The sequence below is a fragment of the Pedobacter psychrodurus genome, from assembly GCF_004331735.1.
Taxonomy (GTDB): domain Bacteria; phylum Bacteroidota; class Bacteroidia; order Sphingobacteriales; family Sphingobacteriaceae; genus Pedobacter; species Pedobacter psychrodurus.
The window spans coordinates 253871-272007 of the sequence record NZ_SJSO01000006.1 but is presented as its reverse complement, the minus strand read 5'-3'; the positions used below and the strand labels follow the sequence as shown (position 1 = coordinate 272007).

Below are 18137 nucleotides of genomic sequence, written 5' to 3'. Positions count from 1 at the left end.
AGATTAAGAAAATATGAAAAATAATATATTAGTATATCTTTCATTAATATTGCTGGCGCTAACGGCTTGTAAAAAAAATGATTATAAAAGGGATGGTGGCCCAAGTGATCCCAATGTAAATTTAAGTACTTACGATTACTTAAAGTCTAACCGCAATTTCGATTCCTTAGTGAAAGTGATAGACAGGGCAGGTTTAAAGGATGCTGTAAATGGTAATGTAACCTTTTTTGCAACAACAAATTATGGAATAGCGGAGTATGTAAAAGCAAAAAAAAATCAGAAAGCAATCCAAACTGGAAACGAAAATTTTGATTTTGGTATCAAAGATATTCCAGTAAAGGAATTAAATGATTCGTTAAAGACCTATTTATTTGCAGGTAAGATCAACAGAGACCAGATGACAGTTGGCGGTAAGCTTTATACTAGTTTACTGGGAGCTATTCCAAATGTTCAATATTTGATCAAATTGAGACGTTCTTACGAATATACGCAGTATATAAATTACGTAGATTATGTAACTTATACTAAAGTAATCGGAACGCGTGATGATCAGGAAACGGATCAAAGTGCCATTCCCGACTCACAAAAAGATAAGGCTGCGGATTGTCAAACATCAGGAATCATCACAACCAATGGTATTGTTCATGTATTAAATGGATACCACAGGCTGTTTTTTAATGCACAATCGTTGGGCAATTAATTTAATCGCAATTAATATGAAAATGAAATATATTTTAGGCTTATTACTCTTGTTAAGTGTAGTGGCATGCAAAAAAATACAAAATGGCTTTCTGAGTGATTCCATTCGATATAAAGACAATAATATTTATGCGAAAAGAGGATTACCGCTTTTTCAATCAGATAGAATTAATGCCGATGGTTCTACGCCGCCTTTTACCTATAAATTGCTTAATTTGAGAAAAGAAGACGGTTCTCCGGCACCCGCTGAGTTCTCTAAGGAATATGAAATCACTGTTTTTAAAACTGGTGCCAATTTTGATGCCGAAACAGATGTAACCCTTGAATTGCTAAATAAGAAAAGGGAGGTGGTTAAAAAGAAGCCAATGGAGTTTAATGAATTAAGTGGACAGCTTACTTTTAACAAAGCATCTGGCTTCTTACCTTTGGGAAGGTATGTATATGACGTAGAAATGACTAATGGAACAGGTACTAGGCTATTTCCTAAATTAGCGACTATTAATGTAGTGGATCCTACGATAGATGATTTATTCGAGATTACTGATAATGTAGCTAACGGCTTTAATGATGTTACAGGTGTAGCAACGCCAATGAAAAACCCAATCATTACCTGTACAAAAATTTCATCTACAGGTGCAAGGGCTATACTGAAAATGGTGGATAAAAATGGAAAAGTCTTTAATCCTAAAGCGAAAGAAATTATAGCAAGGGGAGATAGGCCAATTTTTGAAAACTATGCTAAATTCAACCCGGTTATTCAAACTGATACCGCTATGATCTGCGATTTTGAGTTAGCACCGTTTCCTTTAACAAAATATGTTACACCAACTACCGATTGGGGTTTCTTAATGTATTATAGAATACCGAGTACCTTTATAAAATCAATAGATGGCTTTCCATCATCACCAGGTTTCTCTGTAAACCCAAGGTGGTCTTGGAGACTCAAATTAGAAGGTACTTATGTTATAGAGGTTAAATTTACTGATGTAATCAAAAAATAATTAAGAAAATAGGTCTATATCATTAACAGCCGCTTCTTGAGTTATAAATGTTAAAAGGGCAATTTTCATATTGAAAATTGCCCTTTTACATCAATTTTAGGTATCAAATATCAATTTGTAGATTTTTTACGTTTTTTATGTGCAATATACTAGTTTCGAAAAACTCAATTGTCAGGCTGAAATAGGTATAATCTTCTGATAATAAGTTATTTATGAATTGGTACTGCATTAAGTACATATACCGCAATTAGTAAAATTAATATCGTGTAGAGTTGATTCTTTAGGTTAATATGTGGTCGTTTTCAGTTAAAAAAACGTTACAATTTAAGTTAGAGTAACACTAAATTGACATAGTAAATATTCATTTATAGGAATTAATGAAAACTGCTCCAGCACTAATCGTACTAAGTATTACCTAATAATTTAATGCAATCAAAGTAAAAAAATAAATAACACTCACTAAACTATGTACTAATATGAAATTAGTTATAACTATTTGCCTTGTTTTAACAACTATTTGTTTGTTTTCTTATAGTAAGGAAAATGAAGTAAATTACAAAGTAACAAAAGCAATACTGCTTAATCAAAATGTGACCTCGTTGAAGTTGATCACTAATCGAGTAATGGGGAGCTACATAAAAACATGCCCTGATGGATATATTGGTTGCGGAGGCACATCTGGCCAGCCATGTATAGGGCAGAAGAATTGCAGCCCACAGCAAATTCTTCGTCTATATCCTTGTCCTGGATCTAGTCTTTTTGGGTGCAAGGCGAACCTTCAAACAGGTCTGGAGTGCTTAAATCCACAGTCATGTCCTGGAGAAAATCACCCATCTCCATGTGATTTCGGAAGTATAGCATTTGGGTGTTTTTCTGGATCACCAATCGGTGGACCGAGTTGCAGTCCTTTAGTGAATTGTCAAACGCCGCCAGATTAAATATTTTGTATGCTTAAATATCCATCGCTTATCTTTTGTCTTATATTTATTAGCTGTATTTGTTTTATTTCCTGTAAAAGCACTGATCAAAATAAATATATAATAATTTCAAAATCAGCTAAAGATGCCTGGAAATATGAGATTAAAATAGATTCTATCCAGATACCAATAGAACTAGCGCATAGCCGTCCGTATTTCACGTATACTCAATACAGTGAAAATAATGTAGATTATCTGTTGGGATATAATCCTGAATTATCAAGTATTGATATTTTAGATTTAACACACCGAAGCATGTATAAGCAGTTAAGCTTAGTTGGCGAGAGTTTGTCATTCAAAAATTTAGATAAGAAGGATTTAGATAAAAGTAGAAGCGTTGCGGATATTAGTATTATAAATTTTGATTCTATTATACTCAATTATAGTAATGAAAAACTGATTATAATTGATACAAATTTGCGAAAGAAACAAGAGATGTCAATGGATAGCATATCAATAAAAAATAATATGCCAGGTAAGTCTATTTCATATTGTCATGATTTTAAAATGTTTTTTTATAATGATCAGCTTGTTCTAAACCAAGTATATTACGATTTTGATTGGAATAAAAAAAAACCCGTTTTTGCATCTTTAAATATAAATAGTGGAAAACTCACATTTCTTCCAATTTCATATTCTGATTATTTGTACAAAATTAAAGGTAGCGCCGGTTTTTTAACGTCAATAGTTACTAGTGAACAGCAAAAACAAGGTGTTTTAACCTATAGCTATCTTTATGAATCAAATATTTATCAGTATAATCCTAAAAATTCAACCATTACATACTATGGAGGAACGCCTTCGAAAGGTAAATATTTAGCTGATTCAATATCTTATAATAAAGGTGAAGATCCGAAAAAATGGGTAACTCATAATATAGAAAACAGCCAATTTTTTAATGTAATGTATGATAAATACAGACATGTTTATTATAGATTTAGCTTAAGAAATATATTACAAGAGAATGGTAAATATTTTAATTCAATTTTAGATAAACCTTTGGTGTTAATGATTTTTAATGAAAAGTTCGAAGTAATTAAAGAAATAGAATTGCCAATGTATAAATATTCGCCTAATACATGGTTTATTACTAAAGAGGGATTATTTATTTCACCTACTCATAGAAAAAATAAATTTGTGGATCCATTACATTTGAGGTTCGATATCATAAAGGTCATGAAAAGTAGATCGTAATGAAAAAGTACTACACTATTTTGGTCATCTTATTAATAATTACCGCATGTAATAAGCGAAAGATGTCAGAAGATGAGGAGCACCTTTATACGTACTTTAAAGAAAAGCAAAACACAGATCTACATAAATTAAATAATTTTTTTATTGTTGTAATATCAGGAAACTGTGGGTCTTGTACAGAAAAGACCATTAAATTTCTCAAACAGCTTGGAGACAAGAAAGAAAACAAATTTGGTGACTATAAAAAAATAGTAGTAATTCCAAGTAATAATGCCGAGGTTCTAGATTCAATAAAAAATTCTAATATACAATTTATAGTAGATGAAGGATTTGAATTGGAAAAATATGGAGTCAACTTTCAGAGAAATGCTTTTTTTGAATTTAAGAAATCAGAACTTTTTTATAAGGATTGGTTGTATCTAGACAACGTTGATACAGTGGCAAAAAAATACGGTTTCATTCTCAAATAAAAAGTCGCTTTATGTCATTGAATCCAATGACATAAGGCGACTATAAAAAAGATTTCTGATCCATTATTTGATCAATATAGCCTGTAAACTTAATGGACGTTCAGTTTCATTTGCAGGTGTTACCAAACCACCACAAATAATATCATAATGATAACCCGCTGTAAAACTGGTGCTGGCGGAAGTAGCTTTCACTGTTCCCGATGAAGTTTCTTTTGCATCCAATGTATAAGTTCCTGCGTCTACAGCAATAAAACCACTTGCACTTTTATAGGCTTTATTGGTAACCAGCATGGTAGTCGCGCTGGTTTTGGTCAGGTCTAAAGCAGGTGCATCAGGCGATAAATTGATAAAACGGATATAAGCTTTATCAGTAGCAGGAATCGACAGGTCATCACCAATGGTATAAACATCCAATGCCGCTGGTTTATTGATCAGATAAGATGAATAATAAGTGCTTGCGCTCAAGGCTACGGTTTTGGTTAACAAACTCTCCGTACTGCTGGCGGTAGTAAATTTTAAACTGTAAGCGCCAGCGGTATAAGAAAGATAAGCAGCAGAGCCACCGAACGGTAAAGCTGCCGAATTAACCATGCTGCCATTAAAGTAAGCATTGTAAGTCGCCAAAGAAGGCGATGCATTAATTACCCTCAAATAAGATATAGTAGGATCGGCAGTTTCGGTTTTTTTACATGAAGTTAATGCTGTAAAAGCGATTAGCATAAATAAAGCAGTCGATTTGAAATGAAATGGCGTAAAATTCTTCATACGGTTAAAATTTGATTTAATATTTAAGGAGTATCCATAAAACGATAGCTAGATAACATTCGCTACAGACATACAAATATTGCGTTTAACGGTATTATTGGATGTTAAATGATGTTAAGCAGATGTTAAAGTTTGTCGCCTTTTTTTAACAATGTTAAAATTTGTAATAAGACCGATATCCTAAATGGACGATGCTCGGAAATTTTTAAAAGGTATAAGCCGTCTCAACACTTCCTTAAGTCAGATTAATCCAATAAAATGGAAAGCTTAACATAAAAAAATGACGATATTATTGTGTAACTCGATTTTTATTTAAACCTTTGCACCTCAATAGAGTTAAAGCCGTTTTAATACGCAAGAAATGATTAAACAAATTTTACATAAACTTTCAGTTTCCTCAACACAAATGGTGTCTGGGAAAGGTCTGTTTATTAGTCATTTTCAGCCTGTATTTTATTATCCCACAAGCCGGCAAAATTTCACTCCACGTATTTAGTACCTATACTAAACGTAACGAGGAATTGATCCTCTCTAAAAACCCAATTAACAAGAATACTTATAATTTTTCGTTAGAAAACGAATGGATATTAACGAATTTATAGTGCAGGTTGCACTTCCTGAACATCGTGTATTTGCAGAAGAAATCGTAACAGAAATGGCAGAATCTGCAAAAGCTCGTGGAACAGGGATTGCTAAGCGTTCGCCGGAATATATTTCGAATAAAATGCAAGAGGGCAAATCGGTTATTGCTTTTCACAAGGATGGTTCCTGGGCAGGATTTTGTTATATAGAAACCTGGAGCCACGGACAGTTTGTGGCCAATAGTGGTTTGGTAGTAAGTCCTAAATACCGCAAAGCGGGACTAGCAAAAGCCATCAAAAATGAAATTTTCGGTTTGTCGAGAAAGTTGTACCCAAAGGCAAAAATATTTGGCTTAACAACTGGATTGGCTGTAATGAAAATCAATTCTGATTTAGGCTATGAGCCTGTAACCTACAGCGAACTTACCCAGGATGAAGAATTTTGGAAAGGCTGCCAAAGCTGCGTAAACTTCGAAATTTTAAAAATGAAGGAACGCAAAAACTGTATGTGTACAGCTATGCTTTACGACCCGGCCGAAAAAAAACACGAAGTAGCCAAGCAATTTGCTGAAGAATTACAAAAGAAACCCAAATTATATGAGCGTTTTATGCGCATCAAACAACGTTTAGTTGTTAAACCTAAGCCTAACAAAACAGGCTTAAAAGCCCTTTTATTTTTATTTACCTTTTTATTTAAATAGCATGAAAAAAGTTGTTTTAGCATTTAGCGGAGGCTTAGATACCTCATTTTGTTGTATTTACCTGGCACAGGATCGCGGATTAGAAGTTCACTCGGTAATTGTAAATACTGGTGGTTTCTCTGATGAAGAATTGCAGGAAATTGAGAAAAGAGCATATGCTTTGGGCGTAAAATCGCATGCTGTTGTAGATGAAACAGAAAGTTATTATGAAGGCTGTATTAAATATTTGGTTTTTGGTAACGTATTAAAAAATGCTACTTATCCATTATCGGTAAGCGCAGAGCGCGTTAGTCAGGCGACAGCTATTGCCAACTATGTGAAAAAAATCGGTGCTGATTATGTAGCCCATGGAAGTACCGGAGCTGGTAATGATCAGGTTCGTTTCGACATGATTTTTAACATTCTGATTCCAGGTGTTGAAATTATTACCCCAATCAGAGATTTAAAATTATCCCGCGAGGCGGAAATAGAATATTTAGCAGCACATGGAGTAGAATACAGTGCAGAAAAGGCAAGATATTCGATCAACAAAGGCTTATGGGGAACTTCGGTAGGAGGAAAGGAAACTTTAACTTCAAACGAAACTTTACCAGAAAGTGCCTGGCCAACCCAGGTTTCAGAAACAGAGCCGCGTAAGGTAGAATTAACCTTCGAAAGAGGTGAACTGGTAGCCATTGACGGTGAAAAATTAGCACCTGTTAAAGCAATACAGAAACTACAGGCCCTTGCTCAGCCTTTTGGGATTGGGAGAGATATCCACGTAGGTGATACCATCATTGGTATTAAAGGCCGTGTGGGTTTTGAGGCTGCTAGCCCCATTATCATTATCAAAGCACACCATACTTTAGAAAAACACACCTTAACCAAGTGGCAGTTAAGCTGGAAAGAGCAACTATCATCTTTCTATGGTAACTGGTTGCACGAAGGTCAGTTTCACGATCCGATTATGCGGAATATTGAGGCTTTTTTAACCGATACACAAAAAGTTGTGAGCGGTAAAGTGTTTGTAGAGTTGTTGCCGTACCGTTTCCAGATTATCGGAATTGAATCTAACCATGATTTAATGAGCAATAAATTTGGCAGCTACGGCGAAATGAACAACGCCTGGAGCGGAGAAGATGTTAAAGGTTTCTCTAAAATATTTGGTAACCAGGTAATGATCTGGCATAAAGTAAATAACGAGGCATAGCCTCAAGATTTAAGGTTGAGGGTAGAAAGGCGAAAGGTTAAAGCGCCATAACCCTATACCTTAAGCCTTATACCTCTAAACCTTAAAAAAAAATGATTAAAGCAGGAATAATTGGTGGCGCGGGTTATACAGGTGGCGAGATGCTACGTATTTTGGTTAACCACCCAAATGTTGAAATTGCTTTCGTAAATAGCACAAGTAACGCAGGAAACTTAATTGCTGATGTACATACTGATTTAATCGGTGATACTGATTTAAAATTCGTGAGTGATATTCCGCAAGATATCGATGTTTTGTTTTTATGTGTTGGTCATGGTGATGCGAAAAAGTTTTTAGCTGCAAATCCAATTAATGATAACATTAAAATCATCGATTTGTCGCAGGATTTCAGGCCGCATGCAAACGCTAGCTTTTCTACCAAAGACTTTGTTTACGGATTACCTGAGCTAAATCGCGATAAAATTAAAGCAGCTAAAAATATTGCTAACCCTGGTTGCTTTGCAACTTGTATCCAATTGGCTTTGTTGCCTTTGGCTGCTAAAGGGTTGATTCAGAATGAGGTTCATATTAATGCAACTACGGGATCAACAGGGGCAGGGCAGAGTTTATCTACCACTTCGCACTTTAGCTGGAGAAACAATAACCTTTCGATCTATAAAGCATTTGAACACCAGCATTTGAATGAGATTAGCGAGAGTTTGTTGCAGTTGCAGCCCTCACTTTCTGAAGCTTTAAATTTTATTCCACAGCGTGGTGCATTTACAAGAGGTATTTTAGCTGCCATGTACCTGGAAAGTGATTTAAGTTTAGAAGAAGCACAAAACATTTACGAAGCATATTATAATGCTCATCCTTTTACGCATGTAAGCCGGAAAAATATCGATCTAAAACAGGTTGTGAACACCAATAAAGCTTTGGTACATATAGAAAAAAATGGTGGTAAATTATTTATCATCAGTATTATTGATAACCTGTTAAAAGGTGCCAGCGGACAAGCGGTTCAGAATATGAACTTAATGTTCGGCTTGGATGAAACAGCTGGACTTAAGTTAAAAGCAGCAAATTTTTAATTAAGACCAAAGCTGAAAGACCAAAGACTAAAGTAAAGATAGCATGGTGCTAGCATAAGTAAATAATGATTTAAATAAAGCAATAAACTTTAGTCTTTTTGCTTTTAACTTTAAGCTTAGAAAATGAGAGATTATCAAAAACTAGATGTTTGGAAAAAATCACATTTGATGGTTTTATATGTCTACAAATTTATTTTACCTGATTTTCCTGCTCATGAAAAATATGATTTGCAAAGTCAGGTTAAAAGGGCGGCGTATTCTGTTCCACTAAATATTGTTGAGGGAGCAGGACGGCGGACCGAAAAAGATTTTGCTCACTTTCTTGATAATGCATTAGGCTCTGTTCAAGAAATGGAATATGCTTGTTTTCTAGCAAAAGATTTAGAATATCTTGAAGAAAGCAAATATTTAGAAATTTACAAGATGGTTGGTGAAGTTAAAGCTATGTTAATCGGCTTAATTAAACATTTGCGACCATAATATTCATTGATTAAATTCTACAGAACTAAGCATACTGTTATATGAAATTTACAGGTGCTTTGGTCTTTAGTCTTTGGTCTTTAACCTTATAAAAAATGAACTTATTCGACGTTTACCCACTTAACGATATAGAAATAACCAAAGCAGCAGGCAGCAATGTTTGGGATGCTAACGAACAACAATACTTAGATTTATATGGCGGTCATGCTGTGATTTCGATTGGACATACCAATCCGCATTATGTAAGTCGCTTAACTGATCAATTAAATAAGGTTGGTTTTTACTCAAACTCGGTTAAAATTCCTTTGCAGGTTCAGCTTGCGGAGAAATTAGGTCAGGTTTCTGGGAAGAAAGATTACCAATTATTCTTAGTCAACTCTGGTGCAGAAGCAAACGAGAATGCTTTAAAACTGGCTTCATTTTACAATGGAAGAAAAAAGATAATTGCTTTTACAGGTGCTTTCCACGGGCGTACATCTTTAGCGGTTGCGGTAACGGATAATCCTAAAATTGTAGCACCAGTTAACCAAACCGAAAATGTAATCTTTTTACCTTTTAATAATGAAATTGCTTTAGAAGAAACTTTTAAAGCACAGGGCAATGAAATTTCTGCTGTAATTATAGAAGGTATCCAGGGTGTTGGCGGTATTAAAGAAGCTTCTAAAAGTTTTCTTCAAAAAATCCGTTCACTTTGTGATGAATACAATGCCGTTTATATTGCTGATTCAGTTCAATGTGGCTATGGTAGAACAGGTGCTTTTTACTCACACGATTACTCGGGGGTTGAAGCAGATGTTTATACCATGGCGAAAGGAATGGGTAACGGCTTTCCGGTAGCAGGGATTTCTATCGCACCTAAATTTAAACCTTGGCATGGAGAGTTGGGTACAACTTTTGGTGGTAATCATTTGGCTTGCGCTGCGGCATTAGCTGTTTTAGAAGTGATGCAACAGGAAAACCTGATGAAAAATGCTGAAGAAGTTGGAAACTACTTAATCGCCGAATTGAAGAAATTTGAGCAGGTGGTAGAAGTGCGTGGCCGTGGCTTAATGATCGGTATTGAGTTGCCAGCAGAACTGGCACATGTTAAAAAAGAATTATTGTTTACACACCATATTTTTACTGGCGAGGCAAGACCGAATGTGATCCGTTTATTGCCAGCCTTAAATTTGACGAAAGCGCATGCTGATGAATTTTTAGTAGCTTTTGGTAAGTTGATGAAATAGCAGAAAGCTGAAAGACTAAAGCTGAAAGTGAATTGCAATTAGCTTATATAGTTGTAAATAATTAAATTAGTGATATCCCTATTTTCTGCTTAACCTTTAAGTATTAATGAAAATGAGAGATTATCAAAAATTAGAAGTTTGGAAAAAGGCACATTTGATGGTATTATTTGTTTATTCAGATGTACTTCCATTGTTTCCACCATCAGAAAAGTACGATTTGCATAGCCAGGTCAAAAGAGCAGCATATTCTGTTCCTTTAAATATTGTTGAGGGAGCTGGAAGGAATTCTGATGTTGATTTTGCAAGGTTTTTAGATATGGCATTAGGTTCTTGCCATGAGGCTGAATACGCCTGCCTACTCGCAAAAGATTTAAGATACTTAAGTGAGGAAAAGCATCTAGAAATTAATAGTATAACTAATGAAGTTAAAGCAATGCTGATAGGCTTGCTGAAGCGATTAAGAACATAATTTAGTTAAGATTAGGCGTTGATTTTTGCATGTTGCAAGAAGCTTTTAGCTTAAATCTTTAACCTTTTAGCTTAAAAAAATGAAACTTTTCACTTCCGTACACGATGTTCCAAGCATCAAACAGTTTGTAAATGATGCGCTTGCATTAAAGGCAAACCCTTATGCGCACCAAGATTTAGGCAAAAACAAAACCTTAGGTTTGGTTTTTATGAATCCAAGTTTACGTACCCGGTTAAGTACCCAAAAAGCGGCCTTAAACTTAGGTATGAATGTAATGGTGATGAATCTGGATAAAGAAGGCTGGGCTTTAGAAACACAGGATGGTGTAGTGATGAATGGTTCGACAGTTGAACATATCCGCGAAGCTGCTGCGGTGATGGGCCAATATTGCGATATTTTAGGCTTGCGTTCTTTTCCAAAACTGAATAACCGCGAGGAAGATTATAGTGAAGATTTCTTCAATAAATTCGTGAAATATTGTGCTGTACCTGTAGTGAGTTTAGAGAGTGCAACACGTCACCCTTTACAAAGCTTTGCCGATATTATTACCATTCACGAAACCTGGACAAAGAAACCCGATGGGCGCAAACCTAAAGTGGTATTAGCTTGGGCACCTCATGTTAAAGCATTACCTCAAGCGGTGCCGAATTCTTTTGCAGAGTGGATGTGCAAAGCTCAGGCAGAAGGGATGATCGATTTTACAATCGCGCAGCCAGAAGGTTACGAACTTTCAGAAGATTTTACACCTAATGCCAATATTCAGTATAATTTAGAAGAAGCTTTGGCCGATGCTGATTATGTATATGTGAAGAATTGGAGTAGCTATAAAGAGTACGGAAAAGTATTGACTTATCCTGATGGCTGGATGATGAATAATGAGAAATTAAAATTCACAAACGACGCGAAAGTAATGCATTGCTTGCCTGTGCGTCGCGATCTGGAACTATCATCAGAGATTTTAGATGGACCAAACTCGTTGGTTATCCACGAAGCAGGAAATCGTTTATGGGCTGCGCAGGCGGTAATAAAAGCGATATTGGAGGAATTGTAAATCATATGCCTCGGCTCGTGTCCTCACGAACCGCAATTATTAATATGGTGAAACAAAACTATTAATGTGGTTCGTGGAGACACGAACCACGGTAAGAATAAAATATGAAAGAACTCACTATTATAAAAATAGGTGGAAACGTAATTGATAATTCTGAAAATCTGCATCAGTTTTTATTGGATTTTACGGCACTGCCCGGAGATAAAATTCTGGTGCACGGTGGCGGTAAAATTGCAACTGAATTGGGCGAATCGCTCGGCATTGAAGCTAAAATGGTTGAGGGTAGAAGAATTACCGATATTGAGACCTTGCGGATTGTAACCATGGTTTACGCTGGACTGATTAATAAAAATATAGTTGCTCAATTGCAAGCCAAAGGGAGTAATGCCATAGGTTTAACCGGTGCAGATGGAAATATTATTAAAGCGAAAAAACGACCGGTAAGTACTAAAACTTATGGTACAGATGCTGGTCCTATGGCTGGTGCAGTTATTGATTATGGTTTCGTCGGTGATTTAGATGAAAATTCTGTTTCAGCGAATACTTTAGCCGCTTTATTAAATGCTGGCTTTGTTCCGGTTTTGTGTGCGATTACACATGATGGTGATACGCAACTTTTAAATACCAATGCCGATACTATTGCCTCTTCGGTTGCGGTAGCCATGTCGGCTTCATATGAAACGCGTTTGGTATATTGCTTTGATAAGAAAGGTGTACTTAAAGATGTTAACGATAACGGATCTGTTGTAAGGGAAATCAAAGCTGATGAATTTGAAAGTTTAAAAGCAGATGGAACAGTACAAGGTGGAATGATCCCTAAATTACACAACGCTTTTGAGGCGATTAAAAAAGGAGTTTCAGCAGTTTATATTGGCAAAGCTGATGAACTTTCTGAACTCGCAGAAGGAACTTTTGGAACTAAAATGCTGAAATAAAGGTAGAGGGTAGAAAGGTTGAAGGTTTTAGGCGAGGTGCCTAGAAATTTTTTAACCACCAAGAAACGAAGAACACAAAGAATTATTAATCTAATGCCCTTGTGTAATATTGGTAAAGAATTTTGCACCGGCATAGAAAAGAAACCGATTACTGCTGCCTTTGCCATTTAAACCTGATAGAAACGGAAATACTTTTTGTGCTCAAAACGAGAAAGATTGCCGCGTCGTTCCTCCTCGCGATGACGATAAATGGATGGAATGGCAGAAGTTAAAAAAGATTGAAGTGGATAGCAGGACTGAACATTAAATAGAATTATTGAACTTGCTTTTCAAAAGAAAATATAAATCAGTTTAAACCACTGAAATAAAATAAAACGAACCACAATGAAGAAAATAGCCATAATTGGTAGCGGAAATATCGGTTTATCTTTAGCGAAAGGTTTGGTGAAAGCCAACTTTGCCCAAGCCACCGACATTACACTTACCCGTAGAAATACCGACCACTTAAAATCTTTTGCTGAAACTGGTTTTAACGTTAGCAATAACAATAAACAAGCGGTTATTGATGCTGAAGTAGTAATTTTGGCCGTTCTGCCACAACAATTAAATACGGTTTTGGATGAAATCCAAACTTCAATTGTCTCGGCTAAACATTTGGTTATTTCGGTGATTTCTGGCGTGAGCTGTGCTGCGGTTAGAGAAAAATTAGGTGATGATGTTGAGGTAATCAGGGTAATGCCTAATACGGCAATTGCCATAGGTCAATCGATGACTTGCATGGCCAGTGATAACGCATCAGCAGCAAACATTGCAGACGTAACCAAAATGTTCGAAACGGTTGGTTCTGTTGTAAAAATCAACGAAGATTTAATGACTTCTGCAACAGCACTATGTGCTTGTGGAATCGCATTTTTTCTAAGGGCAATAAGAGCCGCATCGCAAGGTGGGGTAGAAATTGGTTTCCATGCTGATGAGGCTTTAAAAATGGCTGTTCAAACCGCAAAAGGAGCAGCCGATTTGCTTTTATTACATGGAACGCACCCAGAATCAGAAATAGATAAAGTAACTTCGCCGAAAGGTTGTACCATTGCGGGTTTAAACGAAATGGAACACAATGGTTTTAGTTCATCATTAATAAAAGGTATTAAGCTTTCTGCCTTAAAAGCAGGGAATTTGTATACCAAGGAAGGTTAAAACGGATGTAAAATGGTTAAAGTAAGATGGATGATGTACCTAACCATAAATTAAAAAGTAACAGGTAAAAGATAAATCTGTCTTACTACTTGTTACTAATCACTGAATACTATGTTACTAGAAAATATACAAAAAGAAAGTCTGGATTTATTGCGACAGTTAATCCGCATCCAGTCTTTTAGTAAAGAAGAAGACCGAACTGCGAATTTAATCGCCCAGTTTTTGGAGGAGAGAGGGGTTAAGACCCAACGCAAGATGAACAATGTTTGGGCTTACAACAAACACTTCGACGCCAATAAACCAACATTGCTTTTAAATTCACATCATGATACGGTTAAACCAAATTCTGGTTATACCCGCGATCCGTATGATGCAGCAATTGAAGGTGATAAACTATTCGGTTTAGGCAGTAATGATGCCGGTGGTTGTTTGGTTTCGTTAATTGGAACGTTTTTGTACTACTACGAGCAAGAAGATTTAAAATATAATATCTGTTTAGCCGCAACTGCTGAGGAGGAAATTTCTGGTAACAATGGTTTAGAACTGGTTTTGCCCGATTTAGGTGAGCTGGAATTTGGTATTGTGGGCGAACCAACAGAAATGAATTTAGCCATTGCTGAACGTGGTTTGTTGGTGTTAGATTGTGTATCGCATGGTAAAGCTGGTCATGCCGCCCGTGAAGAAGGAGAGAATGCTATTTACAAAGCTTTAAAAGATATTGAATGGTTTAGAAATTACCAGTTCCCAAAAGTTTCGGAGGTTTTCGGCCCATTGAAAATGACGGTTACCATTATCAACGCAGGTTCGCAGCACAACGTAGTACCGGCCAATTGTACCTTTACTGTTGATGTGCGTGTAACAGATGCCTACACCAATGAAGAAGTTTTAGAAATCATCAGAGCCAATGTAGATTGTGATGTTACGCCACGCTCTATCCGCTTAAAACCATCGTCTATTGACAAAAACCATCCTGTTGTTCAGGCTGGCGTAGCATTGGGAAAAACGACTTACGGTTCGCCAACTACTTCTGATCAGGCTCTGCTGGATATCCCATCTGTAAAATGTGGCCCAGGTTTTTCTGGCCGCTCACACATGGCCGATGAATTTTTATATGTTCGTGAGGTTGCAGAAGGTGTGGAAGGATATGTTAATATGTTAAAACCGGTAATCAACGGTAAATAGTAAGAAAGCCTCAGATCCACTAGATCTGAGGCTTTCTCAAAATAATTAATTCTCTTCGCCACCATCAAAGGCTCTCGCTTCTAAGTGTTTTTCCATATCTAATCGGTTTATCCCTTTGCTCCACCATTCGGGAGCAGGTTTCCCTTTAAGCATATAATCAAAGTATTCCATCATCCGTACGGCATAATCTTTACGGTTTGGCAATTTTGCAATTCCATGGTTTTCGCCACGATAGGTAATCATCACCACAGGTTTGTTCAACCTTCTTAAACCATTGTAATATTCAATGCCCTGGGTAAAATCTACAGCTCCATCTTTATCGTTGTGTAAAAGCAATAATGGCGTTTGTACTTTTTTGATGTGGTACACTGGGGAGTTGCGTGCAAAAGCATCCCAATTATCCCAATAACCAGGTGTTAACCTGCCTTGACTGGCTTCGAAAATGGCTTGGTTTGTGCCGCCACTGTTCCAATAGATTAAGCTGTACATGCTTATCATGTTGGTTAAAGGTGCTCCAGCTGCGGCTGCTTTAAAAATATTGGTTTGGGTAATTAAAAATGAAGTTTGATAACCACCCCAAGAGTGACCATGGATGGCAACATTTTTCTCATCTACAATTCCGGTCGCAATGGCTGCCTTTACCGCAGGTACTACGCAGGCAACGGCCGACATGCCTGGATCATTCAACTTGTATTTAATATCTGGCATTAAAACAGCGTATCCATTGCTGGTGTACATCGCTTTGTTAAAACCTCCACCAGGAAACGTAGGCATGGTATAGGTATTCAGGTCATCAGTTAACCTTTCATAAATGTATGTAATGGTAGGATAAGCTTTTCCGGGAACATAATTGGCCGGCAAATAAATGGCCGCTTGCAGGCTATCGCCATTTGCACTTACATAGTCGATCAACTTAACAGCCGAAGACCATGCATATTTAGCCTGATCTGGTGTGTTTGTGGTAACTTTTTTAGCCGCATTTAAATCACTCATTGTACTTACATAATAATCTGGCGATTGCTGAAAATTACTTTTGGTATAAGTAAACACTTTAGCTTGTTCAGCTTTTGCAAAACTTTGGTAAGCATTATCGTCCATAAACAAAATGTTAATCTTCGATTTTCCAGCAGGTAAAATTCCAATGCCATTTTTCTTGTTTTTGGAGTTAAAAACTGCGAAATATTGGTCCTTGCTTAAATCTGTCCCTTTTTCATTAACATCAATGCGGAAACGGGTAGCCACTTCAGTTTTTTTGCTTTTCCAGTTATCAGATAATGGGGTAACACTATTTCCGTCAGCAGAGATTTTCCACAAATCGTAATTGTCTTTAATTAATGCATATTTAGAATCAGCAGACCAACCTAAATTCTGGGTAGCCGGTTTAACTACATTATGGTCATCTAATTCATCAACAAAAGAAGCTTTAATCTTGCCAGTAAGGTTGGCGATTTTACCAGTTTCTAAATTGATGCTATAAAATACACCGTCTACATAATAGCTGGCTAAGGTTCCGTTTGGCGCAACCACAAGTCTTCCTCCATTAGAGGCATACATTTTCTCGAAGAGTAATTTCTTACCAAAGGTTTTAAGGTTGATTAAATAAACATCCACATAACTTTGTCCATCTAAATTTCCCATAAGCTCATATTTCGAATTATCGTATCCAATTGCATATAAGCTTTTCGGGTTTACACTAACCGAGCGCATGTTGCTGTCCGCAAGCTGGATGAATTTTTTATCGGCAAGACGGTAGGCACTTAAATAACTAAAGTTTTTATCGCGCATTTCTTGTGTTTGCTGTGCAGATTGTAATCTCTTATCCTGCCAGTTCCAGATAATCATATCAGGTTTTTCGATATCATCTTTTTTAACTTCCGGTTTTGCTTTAGCTAAAGTATCTGTTTTCTTATCATCCTTTTTCTCCTCTTTCTTTTCTTCTTTTTTTGCTAGCGTATTGATGCCAAGGAACAAAACAGATTGATCATCTGACCAGAACGGGGTGGCATTGGTATTGATCCCCATATTTGTTGGGAATCTTTTGTCGTCGATACCATTATATAACACCTTATTGGTTAAATCACCATTGATTTTGTTAAAACCAAGCATGCTGTAAACGTCATCTTTATACTTGTCGTTTTTATTAGCTTTAAGTAAGGCAAATGCAGTTCCCTGTTCATTCCACCCCAGTTTTTGATAAACGGCTTTATCATTATCAAGCGCAGAGGTGATTCCGGTTTTCATATCGCGTAAAAAAATACCGTTTCCATTTTGCCCAGCAGCATCAATAACATAAGCAAGCAGGCTTCCTGTTTTGTTAAATGCAAATTCTGAAACATTGCCCAGGTTGTAATTTTTTTTGGTGATAAGGTTGTAAAGCAGTACGTCGGTACCCTTCGGGGCATCTTTCTCTTTAGAAGCATTTTCTGCCGGAGCAAATTGAATGGCAATCCACTCAGGTGATTTTTCAGAAAAGCTAAAACTTTTTACCTTTTCGAAAGTCGTCTGTTTATTATCACTCAATGAAACCAGCAAGAGTTTATCATAAACAGGCTTATTTGTTTTCTTTGCTGCTTTGGCTTCGCTATCCTTAAGTGCAACTTTAAACGCAGCAAATTTTGAATCGTTTGAAAATGAGATGTTATTGGCCGTTGCTCCAATTGGGTAGTTGCGGCTTAAGGTATCATTCGTTTTTCTGATCGTCATCTTTAAATCTCCCTCAACCGGTCCACTGGCCAACGCGATCCATTCGCCGTTGGGCGATAAAGTAGCGGGTCTATTAAAGGTCCATTTAGAAACATCTTTCCAGCCTAATGCTGGTTTTTCCTGTGCCTGTAAGTGGTGTATAACAAGCAGTAAAAAAACGGTGGAGAACAGTTTTAGGGATTTCATAATAAGTTTAAGTTTATACGAAAATAAGCTTTTAAACCAAGAATTATAAACCGCCAGATAAAAT

16 protein-coding genes are annotated in these 18137 nt (G+C 36.5%); 14 read left to right on the top strand and 2 right to left on the bottom strand.

What is annotated here, in order from left to right; genetic code table 11:
* The first annotated feature begins 13 nt into the window (after positions 1-13).
* The 4 genes from EZ456_RS09610 to EZ456_RS09595 all read left to right on the top strand — a co-directional run bounded on the left by EZ456_RS09610 (position 14) and on the right by EZ456_RS09595 (position 4341).
* Entirely contained in the window at positions 14-700 is a 687-nt protein-coding gene (locus tag EZ456_RS09610; protein WP_131529564.1) for a hypothetical protein, read from the top strand.
* Positions 701-716: 16 nt separating this feature from the next.
* Positions 717-1700, top strand: coding sequence for a DUF5007 domain-containing protein (locus EZ456_RS09605; RefSeq protein ID WP_165501291.1), 984 nt, complete (start codon positions 717-719; stop codon positions 1698-1700).
* A 947-nt stretch (positions 1701-2647) separates the two neighbouring features.
* A complete protein-coding gene (locus tag EZ456_RS09600) occupies positions 2648-3871 on the top strand; it encodes a DUF4221 family protein (protein ID WP_131529560.1) in 1224 nt (407 codons plus the stop codon).
* Positions 3871-4341, top strand: coding sequence for a hypothetical protein (locus tag EZ456_RS09595; protein WP_131529558.1), 471 nt, complete (start codon positions 3871-3873; stop codon positions 4339-4341). Before EZ456_RS09600 ends, EZ456_RS09595 begins: the two co-directional genes overlap by 1 nt.
* A gap of 63 nt (positions 4342-4404) precedes the next feature.
* Here the strand turns inward: EZ456_RS09595 and EZ456_RS09590 are convergent, their stop codons facing one another.
* Positions 4405-5106, bottom strand: a complete 702-nt coding sequence (locus EZ456_RS09590) for a DUF4397 domain-containing protein (protein WP_131529556.1) — start codon at positions 5104-5106, stop codon at positions 4405-4407.
* Between the two features lie 580 nt (positions 5107-5686).
* Here EZ456_RS09590 and EZ456_RS09585 point away from each other — a divergent pair.
* The 10 genes from EZ456_RS09585 to EZ456_RS09540 all read left to right on the top strand — a co-directional run bounded on the left by EZ456_RS09585 (position 5687) and on the right by EZ456_RS09540 (position 15184).
* Complete coding sequence (locus EZ456_RS09585) at positions 5687-6388, top strand: GNAT family N-acetyltransferase (RefSeq protein ID WP_131529554.1); 702 nt, start codon at positions 5687-5689, stop codon at positions 6386-6388.
* 1 nt (position 6389) lies between these two features.
* Complete coding sequence (gene argG, locus EZ456_RS09580; protein WP_131529552.1) at positions 6390-7577, top strand: argininosuccinate synthase; 1188 nt, start codon at positions 6390-6392, stop codon at positions 7575-7577.
* 92 nt (positions 7578-7669) lie between these two features.
* On the top strand, positions 7670-8647 hold the full coding sequence (gene argC / locus EZ456_RS09575; protein ID WP_131529550.1) for an N-acetyl-gamma-glutamyl-phosphate reductase: 978 nt from the start codon (positions 7670-7672) through the stop codon (positions 8645-8647).
* A gap of 123 nt (positions 8648-8770) precedes the next feature.
* Complete coding sequence (locus EZ456_RS09570) at positions 8771-9127, top strand: four helix bundle protein (protein WP_131529548.1); 357 nt, start codon at positions 8771-8773, stop codon at positions 9125-9127.
* 95 nt (positions 9128-9222) lie between these two features.
* Positions 9223-10353 (top strand): aspartate aminotransferase family protein, encoded by a 1131-nt coding sequence (locus tag EZ456_RS09565; protein ID WP_131529546.1) that lies wholly within the window; start codon positions 9223-9225, stop codon positions 10351-10353.
* A 106-nt stretch (positions 10354-10459) separates the two neighbouring features.
* Positions 10460-10822, top strand: coding sequence for a four helix bundle protein (locus tag EZ456_RS09560; RefSeq protein ID WP_205945062.1), 363 nt, complete (start codon positions 10460-10462; stop codon positions 10820-10822).
* A gap of 79 nt (positions 10823-10901) precedes the next feature.
* Positions 10902-11873, top strand: coding sequence for a Rossmann-fold NAD(P)-binding domain-containing protein (locus EZ456_RS09555; RefSeq protein ID WP_131529544.1), 972 nt, complete (start codon positions 10902-10904; stop codon positions 11871-11873).
* 104 nt (positions 11874-11977) lie between these two features.
* The gene (gene argB, locus EZ456_RS09550; RefSeq protein ID WP_131529543.1) at positions 11978-12808 is read left to right on the top strand and encodes an acetylglutamate kinase; all 831 of its coding nucleotides are present in this window, start codon (positions 11978-11980) and stop codon (positions 12806-12808) included.
* Positions 12809-13192: 384 nt separating this feature from the next.
* Complete coding sequence (gene proC / locus EZ456_RS09545; protein ID WP_131529542.1) at positions 13193-14002, top strand: pyrroline-5-carboxylate reductase; 810 nt, start codon at positions 13193-13195, stop codon at positions 14000-14002.
* 111 nt (positions 14003-14113) lie between these two features.
* A complete protein-coding gene (locus EZ456_RS09540; RefSeq protein WP_131529541.1) occupies positions 14114-15184 on the top strand; it encodes a M20 family metallo-hydrolase in 1071 nt (356 codons plus the stop codon).
* Positions 15185-15229: 45 nt separating this feature from the next.
* Here EZ456_RS09540 and EZ456_RS09535 read toward each other — a convergent pair whose 3' ends face one another.
* Positions 15230-18073: an alpha/beta hydrolase family protein gene (locus tag EZ456_RS09535; RefSeq protein ID WP_131529540.1), complete on the bottom strand. Its 2844-nt coding sequence runs from the start codon at positions 18071-18073 to the stop codon at positions 15230-15232.
* Between the last annotated feature and the right edge of the window lie 64 nt (positions 18074-18137).

What these genes read in the sequence shown, in the direction of transcription:
- EZ456_RS09610 (WP_131529564.1), top strand. Translation starts at nt 14, where the DNA reads ATGAAAAATAATATATTAGTATATCTTTCATTAATATTGCTGGCGCTA.
- EZ456_RS09605 (WP_165501291.1), top strand. Translation starts at nt 717, where the DNA reads ATGAAAATGAAATATATTTTAGGCTTATTACTCTTGTTAAGTGTAGTG.
- EZ456_RS09600 (WP_131529560.1), top strand. Translation starts at nt 2,648, where the DNA reads ATGCTTAAATATCCATCGCTTATCTTTTGTCTTATATTTATTAGCTGT.
- EZ456_RS09595 (WP_131529558.1), top strand. Translation starts at nt 3,871, where the DNA reads ATGAAAAAGTACTACACTATTTTGGTCATCTTATTAATAATTACCGCA.
- EZ456_RS09590 (WP_131529556.1), bottom strand. Translation starts at nt 5,106, where the DNA reads ATGAAGAATTTTACGCCATTTCATTTCAAATCGACTGCTTTATTTATG.
- EZ456_RS09585 (WP_131529554.1), top strand. Translation starts at nt 5,687, where the DNA reads ATGGATATTAACGAATTTATAGTGCAGGTTGCACTTCCTGAACATCGT.
- argG (WP_131529552.1), top strand. Translation starts at nt 6,390, where the DNA reads ATGAAAAAAGTTGTTTTAGCATTTAGCGGAGGCTTAGATACCTCATTT.
- argC (WP_131529550.1), top strand. Translation starts at nt 7,670, where the DNA reads ATGATTAAAGCAGGAATAATTGGTGGCGCGGGTTATACAGGTGGCGAG.
- EZ456_RS09570 (WP_131529548.1), top strand. Translation starts at nt 8,771, where the DNA reads ATGAGAGATTATCAAAAACTAGATGTTTGGAAAAAATCACATTTGATG.
- EZ456_RS09565 (WP_131529546.1), top strand. Translation starts at nt 9,223, where the DNA reads ATGAACTTATTCGACGTTTACCCACTTAACGATATAGAAATAACCAAA.
- EZ456_RS09560 (WP_205945062.1), top strand. Translation starts at nt 10,460, where the DNA reads ATGAAAATGAGAGATTATCAAAAATTAGAAGTTTGGAAAAAGGCACAT.
- EZ456_RS09555 (WP_131529544.1), top strand. Translation starts at nt 10,902, where the DNA reads ATGAAACTTTTCACTTCCGTACACGATGTTCCAAGCATCAAACAGTTT.
- argB (WP_131529543.1), top strand. Translation starts at nt 11,978, where the DNA reads ATGAAAGAACTCACTATTATAAAAATAGGTGGAAACGTAATTGATAAT.
- proC (WP_131529542.1), top strand. Translation starts at nt 13,193, where the DNA reads ATGAAGAAAATAGCCATAATTGGTAGCGGAAATATCGGTTTATCTTTA.
- EZ456_RS09540 (WP_131529541.1), top strand. Translation starts at nt 14,114, where the DNA reads ATGTTACTAGAAAATATACAAAAAGAAAGTCTGGATTTATTGCGACAG.
- EZ456_RS09535 (WP_131529540.1), bottom strand. Translation starts at nt 18,073, where the DNA reads ATGAAATCCCTAAAACTGTTCTCCACCGTTTTTTTACTGCTTGTTATA.